This is a genomic window from Roseibium alexandrii DFL-11, from assembly GCF_000158095.2.
GTDB lineage: Bacteria > Pseudomonadota > Alphaproteobacteria > Rhizobiales > Stappiaceae > Roseibium > Roseibium alexandrii.
The window spans coordinates 4,470,322-4,487,071 of sequence record NZ_CM011002.1 but is presented as its reverse complement, the minus strand read 5'-3'; the positions used below and the strand labels follow the sequence as shown (position 1 = coordinate 4,487,071).

Genomic DNA, 16,750 nt, shown 5'->3' with positions numbered 1-16,750 from the left:
GTCACGAGCGCTTAGAGCTTGTTCGAGCTGTCGCCGTCTGTTTCGTCATCGCCATCTGCTTCTTTTGGAGAATTCAGATTCGCGAACACGGCGTCGACATCGATCTCTTCTTCTTCCTCGCGCTTCGGCGCGGTATTCGGATCGAGCGAGAACGCAGCAGCAATTGCATCTTCGCTTGTGCTATCATCAACCGACATCAGCGTTTCTGCCGGCTCGCCTACCATCGGCTGCGGTGCATTCTTCGCAGCCTTTTCGACTTCGATGTCGAGTTCAAGCTGGCTGCACAGGCCGAGCGTCACCGGATCGGAGGGCGTCAGGTTCGCCGAGTTCCAGTGGGTACGGTCGCGAATGGCGGCAATCGTCGGCTTGGTGGTTCCAACGAGACGCATGATCTGCGCGTCTTTCAGCTCCGGGTGATTGCGCACCAGCCAGAGGATTGCATTCGGACGGTCCTGACGGCGGGACACCGGCGTGTAGCGCGGCCCCCTGCGTTTGGTTTCAGGAACAACAACCTTAGAACCATGCAGCTTGAGTTGGTAGTTCGGGTCGTTCTGAGCGCGTTCAACTTCTTCACGCGTCAGCTGGCCGGTCAGAACCGGATCCAAACCCTTGATGCCCTGGGCCGCTTCGCCATCTGCAATAGCTTTCACTTCAAGCGGATGCAGCTTGCAGAACGTCGCAATCTGCGTGAAGCTCAGCGCAGTGTTGTCCACGAGCCAGACGGCAGTTGCCTTCGGCATAAGCGGCGTGTTCGCCATCGGTCAAATTCCTCTTGTCTGCTCCCCCGGCCGGCAGGACGGAAGAGCGGTGTTCCATTTCAATTTAATGGGAATTGGCGCGAATATAGGCTGAACGCGGCGGAAACGCAAATGATCTTGCGAACCACCACGGCGCACAAATCCGGCAAGTGTATCAGGATCCAACCGTCATGACGATTTTGCCAATATGGCCAGAGCTTTCCATGCGCCGATGAGCTTCGGCGGCCTCACTTAACGGAAAGGTGGAATCGATCAGCGGCTTGATCTGACCTGATTCGATCAATGGCCAAACTTTGAATCGGAGGCTATCGGCAATAGCAGACTTGAATGCATCATCTCTCGGCCGCAGCGTCGTGCCGGTGTGTGTCAGCCGCTTCACCATGAGGCGTGAGAAATTCACATCGTGGGAAACGCCGTTCAGGGTCGCGATCTGACATATCCGGCCTTCAATGGCGGCAGCCTTCCAATTCCGCTCGACATAATCACCACCAACCATATCCAAGATGACATCAACACCCTGTCCGCCAGTGACCTCAAGGATGACCTTCTCGAATGCTTGTTCCCGGTAATTGATGACGTGGTCCGCACCAAGGGCTTTCACCGCTTCGATCTTCTCTGACGAACCGACCGTGGTGAACACCTCAGCACCGAAGGCCTTCGCCAACTGAATGGCACATGTGCCAATTCCGGATGCCCCACCATGAACCAGAAAGCGCTCGCCCTTCCTTAGACCGCAACGGTCGAAAACGTTGGTCCACACAGTGAAGAATGTTTCCGGCAGCGCAGCCGCTTCGAATACACTCATACCAGCTGGCACCGGCAAGGCATGGCCCGCTGGCACCTTACAGTACTCCGCATAGCCTCCGCCCGGGCAAAGAGCTGTAACCTTGTCACCCGCAGAATGCCCCTTAACGGCCGCCCCGACAGCAACCACTTCACCGGCAACCTCAAGGCCTGGAAGATCCGATGCGCCCTTCGGCGGCGGATAGGCGCCCATCCGCTGAAGGACATCGGGGCGGTTCACACCAGCAGCCTCCACCCGGATCAGGATATCACCTTCACCCACGTCCGGCAGGGCGCGTTGTTCCAAAATGAGAACTTCAGGTCCGCCCGGTTCTGAAATCGCAACAACTTTCATGGTGTCCGGCAAATTCTGCATATGGAGCTGTCCTTATGATCCAAATTGGGACATACGGCTGCGCTTGTCCCGGTTCTATGGTAAATAATGGCCAAGTTTATGAGGATCAAACATGGGTGAGCAAGGCTGCCATTCGCGCAGATCCGGCAGGAGATATGACATGGGCCACTTTGACGATGATATCCCCAAAAAGCAGGAACCGAATGTGGTTACCGTTGGCGAAGATCTGAGCCGCTTGTCAGAGGACGAACTCCGGGACCGGATCGAAGCATTAACCCGGGAAGTTAACCGCACAAGAGAGGCGCTAGAGCAACGCAGCACTATTCGCAATGCCGCAGACGCATTCTTTCAAAAATAACCTTGTAACTATCTGCAAAAATTATGAATTTATTCGAAATAGACGCCTTTTATCCTTAACGCCTTTAATAGGTTTTTATTCATTTACCAATCATTAATCTTTCCAAATTATAAATTTATGCATCCAGTCATCTGGATAGGAGTGGTTCAGACCACTCTGTTTGACGCCTCCCTGTTAAAGACTTAGAGCCGCAGCCGTGCGGCTCTTTTTTTTGCCCTTCGAGCGTAGTACTCTGCGGTAGTTCTGGTTAACGCGGCTCAAGCGACTGCATCTGGCACACAGATTGCTGTGTAAAGGACACAAGTGCTCGCACTGTTCCAAATGTGCACACCTGACCAGAGGTGACACAAACGGGACAACAAACCGCGGGCAACCAGAATAAGTAACCGAGGCGTAGTAAGCTCATGACGGAAGATATCAAGACAATGGACCGCTCTTCTGATGCCGTGCACATCGCGCATCATCTGGCTAGCTCCGACAACTTCCAGACGCTCTTCCAGGAAGGCATGTCCCTCGTCGAAGAAACAGCGCTATATCTTGATGGCGATGGGCGCGAAGAGGCCAAGAAACTGCCACGCCCGGCTTCGCTGGCTTATGCGACTGAATCCATGCGCCTGACAACGCGCCTTATGCAGCTGGCATCCTGGCTGCTGCTGCAACGCGCCGTCAATGAAGGCGAGATGTCCCATGAACAAGCCGGCAGTGACAAAAACAAAGTCCGCCTCGACAAACTCAGCAGTGCGATGGGCGGCCCGGCTTGGGACGACCTGCCGGAAAGCCTGCGCAATCTTGTAGAACGTTCGACCCGGCTGCAGGAGCGCGTCGTTCATCTCGACAAGATGCTCTATAGGGCTGAAGAAGCCGCACCGCAGGAAGAAGCGAACAACGACAACCCTGTGGCATCTCAGATCAACCAGCTTCACGCAGCCTTCGGCAAAATCGGCTGATAGATCGTCTTCAGGTTTTTCTTCTTTTCAGCCGCCCCTTGGGGCGGCTTTTTTGTCACCAGAAAACAAGGCAACAAAAAACCCGGCCTTTCAGCCGGGTTTTGAACAGTCACGCTGTTAGCTCGGATTTAGGAACCCAGGAAGCCAGCGAACTTGTTCTTGAAGCGGGACACGCGGCCGCCGCGGTCCATCAACTGACGGTCACCACCGGTCCAAGCCGGGTGAGACGTCGGGTCAATGTCAAGCTGCAGGGTGTCGCCTTCCGCGCCATAAGTGGAGCGGGTGGTGAATTCGGTGCCATCGGTCATTACGACCTTGATGGTGTGGTAGTCGGGATGGATATCCGCTTTCATGACCGGTCCTTTCCAGCGCCTTCAAGCCATCTTTAGTCAGAATGCTATGGAGCGCAAACAAGATAAAGGGCCGCCGATCCAGTTGCGGATGCCGCCCTTAGAAACATGAGGCGGGGATATACCCCAAGGCAGCGCACAAGACAAGACCGAATTTCCCGCAAATCCGGACATTTCCGGGAAACAAATTCGCTACAGCATTTCACCGCATACATGGCTGTAGAAACCTACGGTTAGACCAATACGGGATTGGCATACCGCACCTGTCCAATTAAGTAGGCTGAGACACAGTTTTGGAAGACCGGTTTTCGCAAGGCAGTACATGACAACAAATGCCCCCTCTGACCCCAGAAGGTCTTTGCGCCCATTGAGCCGGCTGCTTCCGTACCTGTTGAAGCACAAAGGCATGGTGCTGGCCGCACTCGCTGCCCTGTTCTCCGCCGCGATCATCACATTGATACTGCCAGCCGCCGTCCGGCGCATGATCGACTCTGGTTTTGGCGCCGATGATCCGGCGCTGGTCAATTCCTACTTCGCTGTTCTGATTGGGGTGGTATGCGCCCTCGCATGCGCCAGCTCTGTCCGATACTTCCTGGTCATGTGGCTGGGGGAACGCGTTGTAGCAGAGGTTCGGGCAGATGTATTTGCCCACATGACCCGGCTGAGCCCATCATTTTACGACAGCGCAAAGTCAGGCGAAATACTGTCCCGACTGACAGCAGACACAACTCAGATCAAAGCGGCATTTGGCGCAAGTGCGTCGCTTGCAATGCGGAACACGATCATGTTCACCGGCGCCTCGGTGATGATGGTGGTAACCAGCCCGCGCTTGTCGGTCATTGTGCTGGCCGCGATCCCGATCATACTCATCCCGATCATCGGGTTTGGCCGGAAGGTCAGAAAGCGCTCGCGTTTTGCGCAAGATATGTTGGCGGACGCCTCAGCCTATGCCGGGGAAATGCTCGGATCGGTTCGGACATTGCAAGCTTTCACGCACGAAAGCCGCAGCTCCGGGATTTACCGGTCTGCTGTGGAAACGGCGTTTACCGCTGCGCGCCAGGCCATCACGGCCCGCGCCGCATTGACGGGATTTGCCATCCTCGTCATTGGCTCTTCCATCGTTGCTGTTCTCTGGATTGGCGCAAGTGACGTATTTGCCGGACGCATGACCGGCGGAGAACTTAGCCAGTTCCTTCTTTATTCAATCCTCGCCGCCGGTTCATTGGCCGCTTTGTCCGAAGTCTGGGGCGAGCTGTCACAGGCCGCTGGCGCCGCTGAACGTCTCTCCGAACTTCTGGAGATCACGCCCGAGATTCGGGCCCCTCTCAATCCCATTCCCCTGCCGGACACACCACGGGGTGAAATTCGTTTTGAGGACATGTCATTCGCTTACCAAGCAGCGGGCAATCTGCCGGTGGTGCAGGATCTGACCTTGACCATTGCTCCGGGGGAGAAAGTTGCGGTCGTCGGGCCCTCGGGCGCCGGCAAAAGCACGCTTTTCAGTCTGCTGATGCGCTTCTATGACCCGACATCCGGGGCCATTCGAATGAATGGCGTGGACCTGCGTGACCTCGACCCGGACGCACTTCGGCGCAACATTGCGCTGGTTCCGCAGGACACTGCTGTATTCGGCGCCAGCATCGCCGAGAACATTGCCTATGGCCTTCCTGATGCAAAACGTCAGGACATCATCAATGCGGCCACGGCCGCCCTTGCCTCCCCTTTCATCGAAACGATGACAAATGGCTACGACACACTCGTCGGCGAACGCGGCATCACCTTGTCGGGCGGGCAACGCCAACGCATTGCCATTGCCCGTGCCGTGTTGAAACAGGCACCTGTGCTGTTGCTTGACGAAGCAACCAGCGCCCTGGATGCTGAAAGCGAACAACTCGTCCAAAGGGCTTTGGATCAATTGATGGAAGGGCGAACGACCCTGATCATCGCACACCGGTTAGCCACGGTGCTGAAAGCGGATCGTATCGTCGTCATGGACGAGGGACGGATCGTTGAAACCGGGACACATCAGCAATTGAGTGCAGCCGGAGGCCTTTACGCCAAACTTGCAGACTTGCAGTTTGGAAACGGAAAAGAGGCGAAAGCCGTCTAGCTTCCACCCCTTTTGCGTTCTGACCCAGTCTACCGGATATAATCAGTCGTCGTCCGGAACGGCTACGGTATAATTCAGTGGCATCCGGCCGCCATCTGCGAAGATCGTCTGACCCGTGACGTATCCGGCATCTTCAGAAGCAAGGAAGGCCGCGACACCTGCAATTTCCGATGGCTCCCCGATACGCAGCATCGGTGTGCGCGACATGATCCGGTTTTTCGCTGCCGGGTCGCTGTTCACGGAGGCAAGCATCTCGGTCATGATCGAGCCGGGTCCGATCGCATTGACGCGGATACCATACTTCGCAAGAGACAGAGCCGTCGTTTTGGTCAGCTGTGTCATCCCGCCTTTGGAGACGCAGTACGGGATCTGATTCGGGATCGCGACCACCGAGTTGATCGATGACATGTTGATGATGCATCCTGGATCGCCGCCATTGTCAACCTTCTCGACCATATGCCGGGCCACCGCCTGGGAACACAGGAAAGCCCCTTTCAGGTTGATCGACAGGACCTTGTCGAAATCGTCTTCTTCCAGATCAAGAAACTCGGCTCCAACAACGATCCCGGCATTGTTGACCAAAACATCGATATCGCCATAAGCATTCAGAGTTTCGGCGACCATATTGCGAACATCCAGCCGCTCCGCAACGTTGCAGTGGATGTACATAACGGTGCCGAGACCGCTCAGGTCTTCAACAGCCGCTTCACCAGCCTCATCATCAACGTCGGCAATCACAACCTTGGCGCCGTCCATGACAAAACGCTTGGCAACAGCAAAACCGATACCTCGGGCTGCGCCGGTTACGATGGCGACTTTATTTTCTAAAGACACGGAAAACCTCACGGCTGTGCTAACAAAAACACCGCCGCAAATGCGACGGGCCGCTTCGCGGCGGCCCGACCATAAGTCCGAAAAGTACGTCTGTCGATGCCCCTGGCACACCTCCAGTTGCGTCAACTTTCCCGCTTATGCAGAAATCCCATGCGATTTCAGCGCATCGGTGATTTCATCCAGGATTGCGGGGTCATCAATCGTTGCCGGCATCTTGTACTCTTCGCCATCGGCGATCTGACGCATTGTCCCACGCAAGATTTTGCCAGAGCGGGTTTTCGGCAATCGATCGACCGTGATGGCAATTTTGAACGCCGCCACCGGGCCGATCTTCTCACGCACGAGCTTGATCAGCTCCTTTTCAATATCTGCATGGTCACGATCCACACCGGCTTTCAAGACAACAAAGCCGCATGGCAATTGGCCCTTCAGCTTGTCAGCAATCCCGATAACGGCACATTCGGCGACATCCTGATGGGTCGCCAGCACTTCTTCCATGCCCCCGGTTGACAGACGGTGTCCGGCAACATTGATGATGTCGTCCGTCCGCGCCATGATCGACAGGTATCCGTCGTCGTCGATCACACCCGCATCCGCCGTTTTGTAGTAGCCGGGGAATTCGGCAAGATAAGCGTCATGGAAACGTTTGTCCGCATTCCAGAGGGTCGGAAATGCGCCGGGCGGCAATGGTAATTTCACAACAATATTGCCAAGCGTGTTTGGACCCAGCGGGTGCCCGGCATCGTCCAAAATCTGGACATCGTATCCGGGCATCGGAACTGTAGGCGACCCAGGCTTGACGGGAAGTGCCCCCAGCCCGAGCGGGTTGCCGACAATGCACCAACCCGTTTCTGTCTGCCACCAATGGTCAATGACAGGCACCTGCAACTGATCAATCGCCCAGTTCACCGTCTCCGGATCGGCACGCTCTCCTGCAAGGAACAAAGAGCGGTAGGTCGACAGATCGTATTTCTTGATCAGCTCGCCGTTCGGATCTTCCTTACGAATTGCCCGGAACGCAGTTGGCGCGGTGAAAAGGGACGCGACGCTGTGTTCAGAGATCACACGCCAGAAGGTGCCTGCATCCGGCGTTCCCACAGGTTTGCCCTCAAATACAATCGTGGTGCAGCCATGAAGAAGCGGTGCGTACGCGATGTAACTGTGGCCGACGACCCACCCCACGTCTGACGCTGCCCAGAAAACTTCGCCGGGCTGAATGTCATAGAGGTTCGACATGGACCACTTGAGCGCGACCATATGGCCGCCATTGTCACGGACCACGCCCTTCGGCTGCCCGGTTGTGCCTGAAGTGTAGAGAATATAGAGCGGATCGGTCGCCTTGACCGGCACCGGCGGCACACGGCGGCCAGCGGCAACCGCATCTTCCATCAGCTTGCCAAGATCATGGTCCCTGCCCTCTACCAGCGAGGCAATCTCAGCCTCACGTTGATAGACGAACACGCTGTCCGGCTTGTGCGTGGACAGCCCGATAGCGTCGTCAATGAGAGGCTTGTAGGAAATGACCCTGCCCGGCTCGATCCCGCAGGACGCTGCGATAATCGTTTTAGGGGTCGCATCATTGATCCGGGTGGCAAGTTCATTGGCTGCAAAGCCACCAAACACCACAGAGTGGATCACGCCAAGACGCGCGCAGGCCAACATCGCCATGACCGCTTGCGGGATCATCGGCATGTAGATGATTGCCCGATCTCCCTTCTCCAGTCCGTTGTCCTGAAGAACAGCCGCCAGTGCCTCGACCTCTTCGAGCAGCTCAGCGTAGGTGTAGGTTGCTTGCGCTCCAGTGATCGGGCTGTCGTAGATGAGCGCCGGTTGGCCGGGCCGGCCGCGCTCCACATGACGGTCCAGGCAATTGTAGCAGGTGTTACATTCCCAATCTGGAAACCAGCGGCCGAATTGACCTTGATCGGGGTCGAAGACCTTGTCTGTCGTGCTGATCCAATCAATTTCGGAAGCGGCATTTTTCCAAAACCCCATCGGATCGGAATGCCAGCCTTGATAAACGTCATGATACCGGCTTGCCATCGTCTTCCTCCCAAACAGCAGCACTCATCGATTTTGGCGAGTGTGTTGCAAGTGTGGTTTGAAAAGCAAGTGTCACTGACTTAGCAATTCGATGAGCGGACCTTTACGTAATCCCTCCGTCGTGCTTGTTTGCAGCGCCTTTTTCCACGTCATAACAGTGATTTTTGATGCTTCTCATCACCGACCCTTGGTTCTATGCAGCTGCTGTCCCTGCCGTAATCTGCGTAGGCTTGTCAAAGGGAGGGTTCGGCGGAACGTTCGCCATGCTTGGCGTCCCCATCATGTCATTGGTGATTTCGCCGCTTCAGGCCGCCGGGATCATGTTGCCGATCCTGCTGGTGATGGATGCCGTTGCGTTGATGGCTTACAAAGGCAAAGCAGATTGGCGCAGCCTGGCTATTTTGCTGCCGGCAGCAATGCTCGGGATCGGTATCGGCTGGGGCACTGCTGCTTACGTGAATGATACATTCGTCACGCTGATGATCGGGGTGATCTCGCTGGCGTTTGTCGCCGACTACGTTTTCAAACGTAGAAAAGAGGCTGCGGCGCTCAGCCACAACATACCGAAAGGATCTTTCTGGGGAGCGGTCGCTGGTTTTACAAGCTTCATCAGCCACACGGGCGGCCCGCCGTTTCAGATGTATATGCTGCCCCTGAAACTGGCACCGATGTTGTTCGCCGGGACAGCGGTGATCTTCTTTGCCACGGTGAACGCGGTAAAGGTCATCCCCTATTTCTTTCTCGGACAATTTGATACGACGAACCTTACAACATCGGCGGTTCTGTTCCCGGTCGCACTTGTTGCCACGCTGGCCGGTGTGCGTCTTGTCCGCATCATCAAGGCGGAAACGTTTTACACCATCATTTATGTCGTTATGGGCCTAATCGGCGCAAAATTGACATACGATGGGCTCGCCGGACTGCTTGCCTGACTGCAGTACCACAAACACCCTTTGTTGCATTGCTCCCAAAGACTTTTCCGGCTTTGATACCGGACAAAGACGATTGGGAGGAATATCATGGACGCGACAGTTAGCCCCTTTGCAAAAGGACTGGACAAGACTGACGCTAACTATGCAGCGCTGAGCCCCTTGAGCTTTTTGGCGCGAGCCGCAGATGTGTTTCCAGATCACACGGCGATCATCCACGGCAAACAGCGGACTGATTATAGGACGTTCTACAAGCGCTCGAAACAACTCGCATCGGCCTTGAGCAGACACGGCATTGGAAAAGAAGACACCGTCAGCGTGATGCTGCCCAATGTCCCGCCAATGCTTGAAGCCCACTACGGTGTGCCGATGACAAAAGCCGTCCTGCATTCCCTCAACACACGACTTGATGCTGCGATCATCGCGTTCCAGCTCGATCACGCCAACTGCAAGGTCCTGATTACGGATCGAGAATATGCATCCGTCATGAAAGAAGCACTGGAACTGGCCACCGTCAAACCGACCGTGATCGATTATTCAGACCCCGAATTCCCGCAGGATAGCGAGCAGTTGGGGTCACTGGATTATGAGGACTTCCTTCAATCCGGAGACACGGAGTTCACTTGGTCCCTCCCCGATGATGAATGGGATGCCATCACGCTGAATTACACATCCGGCACCACTGGAAATCCCAAAGGTGTCGTATACCATCATCGCGGCGCCTACCTGCTGGCCCAAGCAAACGTTATCACCGCTTCGATGGCCAAGCATCCTGTCTATCTTTGGACATTGCCAATGTTCCATTGCAATGGCTGGTGCTTTCCCTGGTCCTTATCTATTGTCGCCGGGACGCATGTGTGTTTGCGCTGGGTCCGGCCAAAAGCCATGTGGGATCTGATCGCAGATGAAGGCGTGACTCACTTGTGCGGTGCACCGATTATCATGTCGACACTGCTCAATGCCGGCGACGACAAGCGCGATCTGGACCGTGAGGTTGAGTTCTTCACCGCTGCAGCGCCCCCACCGGAAAGCGTTCTGGCAGCGATGAAAACCGCCGGGTTCAACGTGACCCACCTTTATGGTTTGACTGAAGTCTATGGCCCGGCAGTGGTCAATGATTGGAAGGGCGAATGGGATTCGCTGCCTCTTGAACAACAAGCTCAGAAAAAAGCGCGGCAGGGTGTTCGCTACGTTGCGCTCGAAGATCTCAAGGTCCTCAACCCAGAGACCATGGAGCCCGTTCCAGCCGACGGCCAAACCATCGGCGAGGTCATGTTCCGCGGCAATGTCGTTATGAAAGGCTACCTGAAAAATCAGGACGCGACAGATGAAGCCTTCAAAGGTGGCTGGTTCCATTCCGGCGATCTTGGTGTGATGCATCCGGACGGCTACATCCAATTGAAAGACCGGTCTAAAGACATCATAATTTCGGGTGGAGAGAACATTTCCTCTATCGAAGTCGAAGATGTTCTTTACAAACATCCTGATGTTCAGGCTGCGGCGGTGGTGGCCCGTCCGGATGAAAAGTGGGGCGAAACGCCCTGCGCCTTTGTTGAGTTGAAATCAGGATCAGACACCACGGAAAACGAGCTGATGGCCTTTTGCAAAGAACACCTGGCCAGCTTCAAGTCACCCAGGAAAATTGTGTTTTGTGACCTGCCGAAGACCTCGACCGGCAAGATCCAGAAGTTTGCCCTGCGGGAGCAAGCGAAAGCCTTATGAGCAAAGTCTACTAAGCAATAAAAAACGCCGCACAAATCGCGCGGCGTTGAAATTTCCAAAGGCCGGACGATCAGTGGATCGTCACATCTTTTCGTATTCGCTCAATCTCATCCTTGATCTTGAGTTTTCGCCGTTTCATGTCAGCCAATTTCAGGGAGTCCGTACTCGGATGTAACAAAGCGTCTTCGATCTTGCGTTCCATTTCCGCATGACGGCGCTCAAGTTCTGCGAGATGTGACTGCATTGACATGGATAAACCTCCTGTCTGTTGGCTCAACGGAATTCATCGTGCCACACATTTTCAGGCGTTGTCGATTGCAGATTCTGCATACCGGAACCATTTTGCCGTCGTAGAATGAGTTCTCACCAGTATCCTTTAAAAATCCTAAATTCCGGCTCACACTTAAGACACTAAAAACTATCAGTTTTTGATCATGACAGATTTGCCATCTCAGAAACTTCAGCACTTAGAAAAAAGTAGCCGTCGGGACCGGACTGTTCGCCATCAGTGAATAAACAGCAAAAACCAAAGCTGTCTTGCCCGTACACCCAAAAATGGACTAGGACTAGGAACCGGTTCTTGGGGATTAAAGGCACGAATGGATACTGAGGCTTTGCGGGTGGAGCTTGCGCAGCTCCGTCAGGAACACAGGGATCTAGACGTCGCCGTAGAGGCATTGGCGGCAACACCCAATCACGACGCTCTTCAGCTTCAGCGCTTGAAGAAAAAGAAACTGATGATCAAGGACCGGATCATGGTTTTGGAAGATCAGCTGCGCCCCGACATTATTGCCTAATCTCAGCTGGTCATTGCCAAAGAGCCCTGCTTGACAGAGCTCCCTGATGTTTAGTCTGCATTGATGCTTGCGAAGCAGCGCTCCGTGCCTATACTCCGCGGCTCTTCCGGCCTCCCACAACACTTGGAGTAGAGAATGGCGCAGGCAGACGTTGCAATTATTATGGGCAGTCAGTCCGACTGGCCGACCATGAAACACGCTGCCGACACGCTTGCCGAGCTTGGCATCTCCTTCGAAGCGCGCATTGTTTCCGCGCACCGGACACCAGACCGGATGTATGAGTTTGCTAAGGGCGCCAAGGCCGAAGGTTTCAAGGTTATCATCGCTGGCGCCGGCGGTGCGGCTCACTTGCCCGGGATGACCGCAGCTCTGACCCCGCTACCGGTATTCGGCGTCCCGGTCGAAAGCCGCGCGCTTTCCGGCGAGGACAGCCTTCTGTCGATCGTACAGATGCCCGGCGGCATCCCGGTTGGCACATTGGCAATCGGCAAGGCGGGAGCAACCAACGCAGCTTTGTTGGCGGGTGCGGTCCTTGCCCTCAACAATTCCGATGTTGAAGAAGCCCTCGAAACATATCGGGCCGAGCGTACTGCCGCAGTCGCCGAATTCCCAGTCGACGACACCAATTAATCACCAGACGCAGGATAGGCTGCCATGAGCGCTTCCATTCGCCTTCAACCCGGTGACACGATCGGCATTCTTGGCGGCGGCCAGTTGGGTCGCATGTTGGCTCAATCGGCAGCCAGCATGGGCCTTAAGACCCACATTTTCTGTCCTGAGCAAAACAGCCCTGCGTTTGATGTCAGTGCCCAAAACACGATCGCAGCTTACGAGGATACAGCTGCGCTGGCGGCGTTTGCGGACGCCGTATCCGTCGTGACCTATGAGTTTGAAAATGTTCCCGGACCAACCGCGCAGCATCTTGCTAGCAAGGTACCGGTACGCCCGGGCGTCCGCGCTCTTGAAGTTTCTCAGGATCGCCTGTTTGAGAAAGAATTCCTGAAAAAATCAGGTGTGGCGATTGCTGATTTTGCAGAAATCACCTCCCAGGCAGATGTCGAAACAGCTGTTCAAAACTTTGGCGGCCAAGGCGTCTTGAAAACCCGGCGGTTCGGATATGACGGCAAAGGCCAGACCATGATCCGCTCGAAAAAGGATATTGGCGGTGCATTCGAACGGATCGGCAATACTCCTGCGGTTCTGGAAGCCCTGATCGGCTTTGACTGTGAAGTCTCGGTCATCGTCGCACGGGACTTGGACGGCAACTGCGAAAGTTATGACATTGCCCGAAACCATCACGAAAACCACATCCTGAAAACATCAACTGTTCCGGCGGGCGTCTCTGAGCAAACGCAGACGGCAGCCCGGAAAATGGCCGAACGGATCGTTTCAAGTCTCGACTATGTTGGCGTGATGGGCGTTGAGATGTTCCTTGTTCGCGACGGCGATACCGAAAAGCTGCTGGTCAACGAGATCGCGCCGCGCGTTCACAATTCAGGTCATTGGACTCAGGATGCGTGTTTGACGTCGCAGTTTGATCAGCACATTCGTGCGGTCGCCGGTTGGCCCCTGGGCTCCGCAGACCGGCATTCTGATGCCGTTATGGAAAATCTCATCGGCCGTGATGCCGAAGACTGGCACGCCGTCCTTAAAGACCCGGCGGCCCAAATGCACCTCTATGGCAAGGCCGAAATCAGGGATGGCCGCAAGATGGGGCATGTGAACCGGATCTCTCCCAAGACCGGCTGATCAATTGCGCTGAAGCAACCCGAGTTTTTCCCGGCGGGCAAAGCGGGCATTGGACAAGATCGCGACCGACAAGAGACCCCCAGCAAGACCGCACCAGACCCCGACGCCACCCCAGCCCGCCAGAAACCCTAGGCCGAGTGATAGGCTGATCCCAACGACCCAGTAGCCGAAGAGGGCATAAAATAGCGGAATGGTGGTGTCGCCAAGCCCACGCAGGTTGTTGACGCCGATGATCTGACCGCCGTCGGCCAGCTGGAAAAGTGCTGCAACCAGAATGAACGACACGCCGTAGGCGAGCACCTCTTGCGACTGCGGATCTCTGAGATCCAGATAAAGCCCGACAAGCGTCTCCGGTACAGTCCAGAACAGGACCGCGAATGCCCCCATGAATGTCATTGTGACACCGAGTGCTGTCCAGCCGGCACGGCCCACGCCTTCGCTATCGCCACGTCCGTCCGCAAGGCTCACCCGGGTCATCGCTGCAACAGACAATCCAACGGGAACCATGAATGTCAGCGATGCGATCTGGAGCGCAATGCCATGGCCGGCCAGCGGTATGGTGCCTAGCCATCCGATCATTATCGCAGATGCCGTGAACAATGATCCTTCGGCCACAATCGTAATCGCGATCGGCGTCCCCAATCGAACGATCTGGAAGAAAACGGGCCAGTCCGACCGCCAGATCCGGCCAAGAATGTGATACCGCCGCAGCCTTGGATGGTAGAGCGCATAAACGAGCAGGAACAGGAATGTGGTCGTCGCACTGAAAACGGAAGCGATACCGGCACCGATCAACTCCAGGCGCGGAAACCCGAATTCGCCGAAAATCAGAACATAATCAAGCGCCGCATTGACCAGAGCTCCGCCAATTGTCGCCCACAGAACCACCTGCGTGCGTTCCATCACGGTCAAAAAACCGCGAACCGCCATGATCAATAGCGCCGGCAGCATGGTCCATAGCAAAACGCCCATATAGACGTTGGCAAGACGGGCAAGCTCCGGGTCTTGACCAAACAGAAGCAACAACTCTTCGGTAAAGAAAAGAAGCACCCAGATTGGCAAACAATACAAAACCGAGACCCAAAACCCCATCCGGACCGCACGGCGGAGCTCCCGCGGCTGGCGGCGTCCACGGGCGCGGGCTGCAAGGGGGATCACTGCTTGCAAAAGTCCCATACCGAAGAACCAAAGCAACATATAAAAATTGAATGCCAGAACAGAGGCAGCCAGTTCTTCTGCGCCCAGGCGGCCAATCATCAACACATCGGTTGTATTGATCGCCATCTGCGCCAACTGTGCACCAGCCAAAGGCAGACCGAGCGACAGGGTCGGCAGAATATCGCTCTGCCATAGAGTTTGTTTTTTGGTCGAATCAGGAGCCCCTGCAGCGCGCTGCGCCATTCGTCACTCCAAAGTCTGGGCGGGAATTGAGTATCCACCTCTACTCGTCCCGGTCACCGGTGTCCACCACGTTTCCCTACTTGCGGAAGTTGTCGGAAATGACCAAATCACCGTTTTGCGCCATTTCTTTTTCAAATCACTGTGGACTCAATCCGCGGCCTCTGGTAATAACCCGGCTCAAAGTGAGCGACGCGTCAGCGGCGATCCGGTTTCTGTGACATAGTGGATGCATTCTTGCGTTGACTGCATGTTGTTCAGAGCAGTCGCAAGATCGTTTGACGAAGTCTCGCTTCAATCATGGTCTTAATTAGCTGCGGAATTGACCGTAGCGTATTAAAAACGGGAAAAAACGCGTGCAGGTTCTGGTTCGCGACAATAATGTCGATCAAGCGCTTAAGGCGCTCAAGAAAAAGATGCAGCGCGAAGGCATCTTCCGTGAAATGAAGCTTCGCGGTCACTTCGAAAAACCGTCTGAAAAGAAAGCGCGTGAGAAGGCTGAAGCTATCCGCCGCGCACGCAAGCTGGCGCGCAAGCGGGCTCAGCGCGAAGGTCTTTTGCCGGGCAAATCCGCTCGCCGTTAATACCGGCTTGAGCGCGCTGCTGGGAGCAAGCTTCTTGCACATCATATCTGCCGAGAGGCCGGCCGTAAGATCGGTCGGCTTTTTGGCGTTTGACGGGGATACCCGCTCCGTCTTTGATGGCGGCGGAGCCAAAAGCCACATTACCGCCCAATTGGAGGCAGATGAACGGCATGTCCATTGGCTTTAACGAAATGAGTTCCATGCGCCGGATCAGGAAGTTTGTGCCATACGCTGCCCTTTTCGGGATTGCCACGCTTCTGGGTGCCTGTCAGGGCAGCGGGGTCTATCAAGGTGTGCCGGTGAACTCGTCTGCAGGTTCTTCGACGAACATCGCCTCCCTGACATCCGTGATTGAAGCCAACCCGTCGGATGCCAACGCATACAGCACACGCGGCATTGCGTATGGTCAGGCGGGAAAACTCGATAACGCGATCGAGGACTTCAATCGGGCCCTGCAGCTCAATCCGCAGTCTTTCCAGACGTATGCCAACAGAGCTTTGGTATACCGCCGGATGGGCCAAAATGATCTGGCCATCTCCGACTACACGCGGGCGATCAACATCAAGCCGGACTATGACGTCGCCTATGTCGGCCGCGGGAACATCTACCGTCAGCAGGGCAACTTCACTGCGGCTTTGAACGACTTCAACTCCGTGATTTCTCGGGACAGCAGCGACGCACGGGCTTTCTATAATCGCGGACTAATCTATCAGGCGCAGAACCAGAACCCGCGCGCCATCGAAGATTTTGCAACAGCTATCGGCCTAAACCCGAAAGCCAGTGCTCCTTACATCGCCCGGGGAATTTCCTATCTCGCTGTCAACGACCCGAATGCAGCCTTCTCTGACCTGTCTATGGCGGTCAATCTGGACCGCGATTCGTCCGTTGCTTGGGCAAACCGGGGGCTTGCATTGGAAATGCTGGATAAGCCAAAGGACGCGCGGCGCAATTTCACCCGCGCCATGACCCTCGACAATTCGAACCAGGTCGCACGGGACGGGCTGCGCCGGGTTGGCGGCGCATAACCGGCCGA

The 16,750-nt window shown here is 55.5% G+C and carries 17 protein-coding genes; 10 read left to right on the top strand and 7 right to left on the bottom strand.

Annotated features, from left to right (window positions below; all coding sequences use genetic code 11):
* Positions 1 to 11: 11 nt before the first annotated feature.
* The gene (locus SADFL11_RS20800) at positions 12 to 758 is read right to left on the bottom strand and encodes a DUF1013 domain-containing protein (protein WP_040451029.1); all 747 of its coding nucleotides are present in this window, start codon (positions 756 to 758) and stop codon (positions 12 to 14) included.
* Positions 759 to 912: 154 nt separating this feature from the next.
* On the bottom strand, positions 913 to 1,917 hold the full coding sequence (locus SADFL11_RS20795; RefSeq protein WP_008190959.1) for an NAD(P)H-quinone oxidoreductase: 1,005 nt from the start codon (positions 1,915 to 1,917) through the stop codon (positions 913 to 915).
* A gap of 139 nt (positions 1,918 to 2,056) precedes the next feature.
* Between SADFL11_RS20795 and SADFL11_RS20790 the strand changes: the two genes are divergently transcribed.
* Both SADFL11_RS20790 and rcdA read left to right on the top strand, forming a co-directional pair.
* Positions 2,057 to 2,254 carry a DUF1192 domain-containing protein gene (locus tag SADFL11_RS20790; RefSeq protein ID WP_008195307.1) on the top strand — a complete coding sequence of 66 codons (198 nt, stop codon included), beginning with the start codon at positions 2,057 to 2,059 and terminating at the stop codon, positions 2,252 to 2,254.
* Positions 2,255 to 2,658: 404 nt separating this feature from the next.
* The gene (gene rcdA / locus SADFL11_RS20785; protein ID WP_008195268.1) at positions 2,659 to 3,201 is read left to right on the top strand and encodes a protease adaptor protein RcdA; all 543 of its coding nucleotides are present in this window, start codon (positions 2,659 to 2,661) and stop codon (positions 3,199 to 3,201) included.
* A 128-nt stretch (positions 3,202 to 3,329) separates the two neighbouring features.
* Here the strand turns inward: rcdA and rpmE are convergent, their stop codons facing one another.
* Positions 3,330 to 3,554 carry a 50S ribosomal protein L31 gene (gene rpmE / locus SADFL11_RS20780; RefSeq protein WP_008196026.1) on the bottom strand — a complete coding sequence of 75 codons (225 nt, stop codon included), beginning with the start codon at positions 3,552 to 3,554 and terminating at the stop codon, positions 3,330 to 3,332.
* A 319-nt stretch (positions 3,555 to 3,873) separates the two neighbouring features.
* Here rpmE and SADFL11_RS20775 point away from each other — a divergent pair, with 319 nt between their 5' ends.
* On the top strand, positions 3,874 to 5,661 hold the full coding sequence (locus tag SADFL11_RS20775; protein WP_040451030.1) for an ABC transporter transmembrane domain-containing protein: 1,788 nt from the start codon (positions 3,874 to 3,876) through the stop codon (positions 5,659 to 5,661).
* Between the two features lie 42 nt (positions 5,662 to 5,703).
* Here SADFL11_RS20775 and SADFL11_RS20770 read toward each other — a convergent pair whose 3' ends face one another.
* Both SADFL11_RS20770 and SADFL11_RS20765 read right to left on the bottom strand, forming a co-directional pair.
* Entirely contained in the window at positions 5,704 to 6,495 is a 792-nt protein-coding gene (locus SADFL11_RS20770) for an SDR family NAD(P)-dependent oxidoreductase (protein WP_040451031.1), read from the bottom strand.
* 135 nt (positions 6,496 to 6,630) lie between these two features.
* Positions 6,631 to 8,538 carry a propionyl-CoA synthetase gene (locus SADFL11_RS20765; protein ID WP_008195132.1) on the bottom strand — a complete coding sequence of 636 codons (1,908 nt, stop codon included), beginning with the start codon at positions 8,536 to 8,538 and terminating at the stop codon, positions 6,631 to 6,633.
* 167 nt (positions 8,539 to 8,705) lie between these two features.
* Between SADFL11_RS20765 and SADFL11_RS20760 the strand changes: the two genes are divergently transcribed.
* Positions 8,706 to 9,470, top strand: coding sequence for a sulfite exporter TauE/SafE family protein (locus SADFL11_RS20760; RefSeq protein ID WP_008192987.1), 765 nt, complete (start codon positions 8,706 to 8,708; stop codon positions 9,468 to 9,470).
* Positions 9,471 to 9,557: 87 nt separating this feature from the next.
* Entirely contained in the window at positions 9,558 to 11,189 is a 1,632-nt protein-coding gene (locus SADFL11_RS20755; RefSeq protein WP_008190725.1) for an acyl-CoA synthetase, read from the top strand.
* A gap of 70 nt (positions 11,190 to 11,259) precedes the next feature.
* On the opposite strand, the gene SADFL11_RS20750 is transcribed toward SADFL11_RS20755, so the two are convergent.
* Positions 11,260 to 11,439 carry a YdcH family protein gene (locus tag SADFL11_RS20750; protein WP_040451032.1) on the bottom strand — a complete coding sequence of 60 codons (180 nt, stop codon included), beginning with the start codon at positions 11,437 to 11,439 and terminating at the stop codon, positions 11,260 to 11,262.
* 349 nt (positions 11,440 to 11,788) lie between these two features.
* Here SADFL11_RS20750 and SADFL11_RS20745 point away from each other — a divergent pair, with 349 nt between their 5' ends.
* The 3 genes from SADFL11_RS20745 to SADFL11_RS20735 all read left to right on the top strand — a co-directional run bounded on the left by SADFL11_RS20745 (position 11,789) and on the right by SADFL11_RS20735 (position 13,735).
* Entirely contained in the window at positions 11,789 to 11,986 is a 198-nt protein-coding gene (locus tag SADFL11_RS20745) for a YdcH family protein (RefSeq protein ID WP_008193508.1), read from the top strand.
* 135 nt (positions 11,987 to 12,121) lie between these two features.
* Complete coding sequence (gene purE, locus SADFL11_RS20740) at positions 12,122 to 12,616, top strand: 5-(carboxyamino)imidazole ribonucleotide mutase (protein ID WP_008197025.1); 495 nt, start codon at positions 12,122 to 12,124, stop codon at positions 12,614 to 12,616.
* Positions 12,617 to 12,640: 24 nt separating this feature from the next.
* A complete protein-coding gene (locus tag SADFL11_RS20735) occupies positions 12,641 to 13,735 on the top strand; it encodes a 5-(carboxyamino)imidazole ribonucleotide synthase (RefSeq protein ID WP_040451033.1) in 1,095 nt (364 codons plus the stop codon).
* Here the strand turns inward: SADFL11_RS20735 and SADFL11_RS20730 are convergent, their stop codons facing one another.
* Positions 13,736 to 15,136 (bottom strand): MATE family efflux transporter, encoded by a 1,401-nt coding sequence (locus SADFL11_RS20730; RefSeq protein WP_008194922.1) that lies wholly within the window; start codon positions 15,134 to 15,136, stop codon positions 13,736 to 13,738. It lies immediately after the preceding gene.
* Between the two features lie 353 nt (positions 15,137 to 15,489).
* On the opposite strand from SADFL11_RS20730, the gene rpsU reads away from it, so the two are divergent.
* Positions 15,490 to 15,717: a 30S ribosomal protein S21 gene (gene rpsU / locus SADFL11_RS20725; protein WP_008188883.1), complete on the top strand. Its 228-nt coding sequence runs from the start codon at positions 15,490 to 15,492 to the stop codon at positions 15,715 to 15,717.
* Positions 15,718 to 15,878: 161 nt separating this feature from the next.
* On the top strand, positions 15,879 to 16,742 hold the full coding sequence (locus SADFL11_RS20720; protein WP_209002668.1) for a tetratricopeptide repeat protein: 864 nt from the start codon (positions 15,879 to 15,881) through the stop codon (positions 16,740 to 16,742).
* Positions 16,743 to 16,750: the final 8 nt, after the last annotated feature.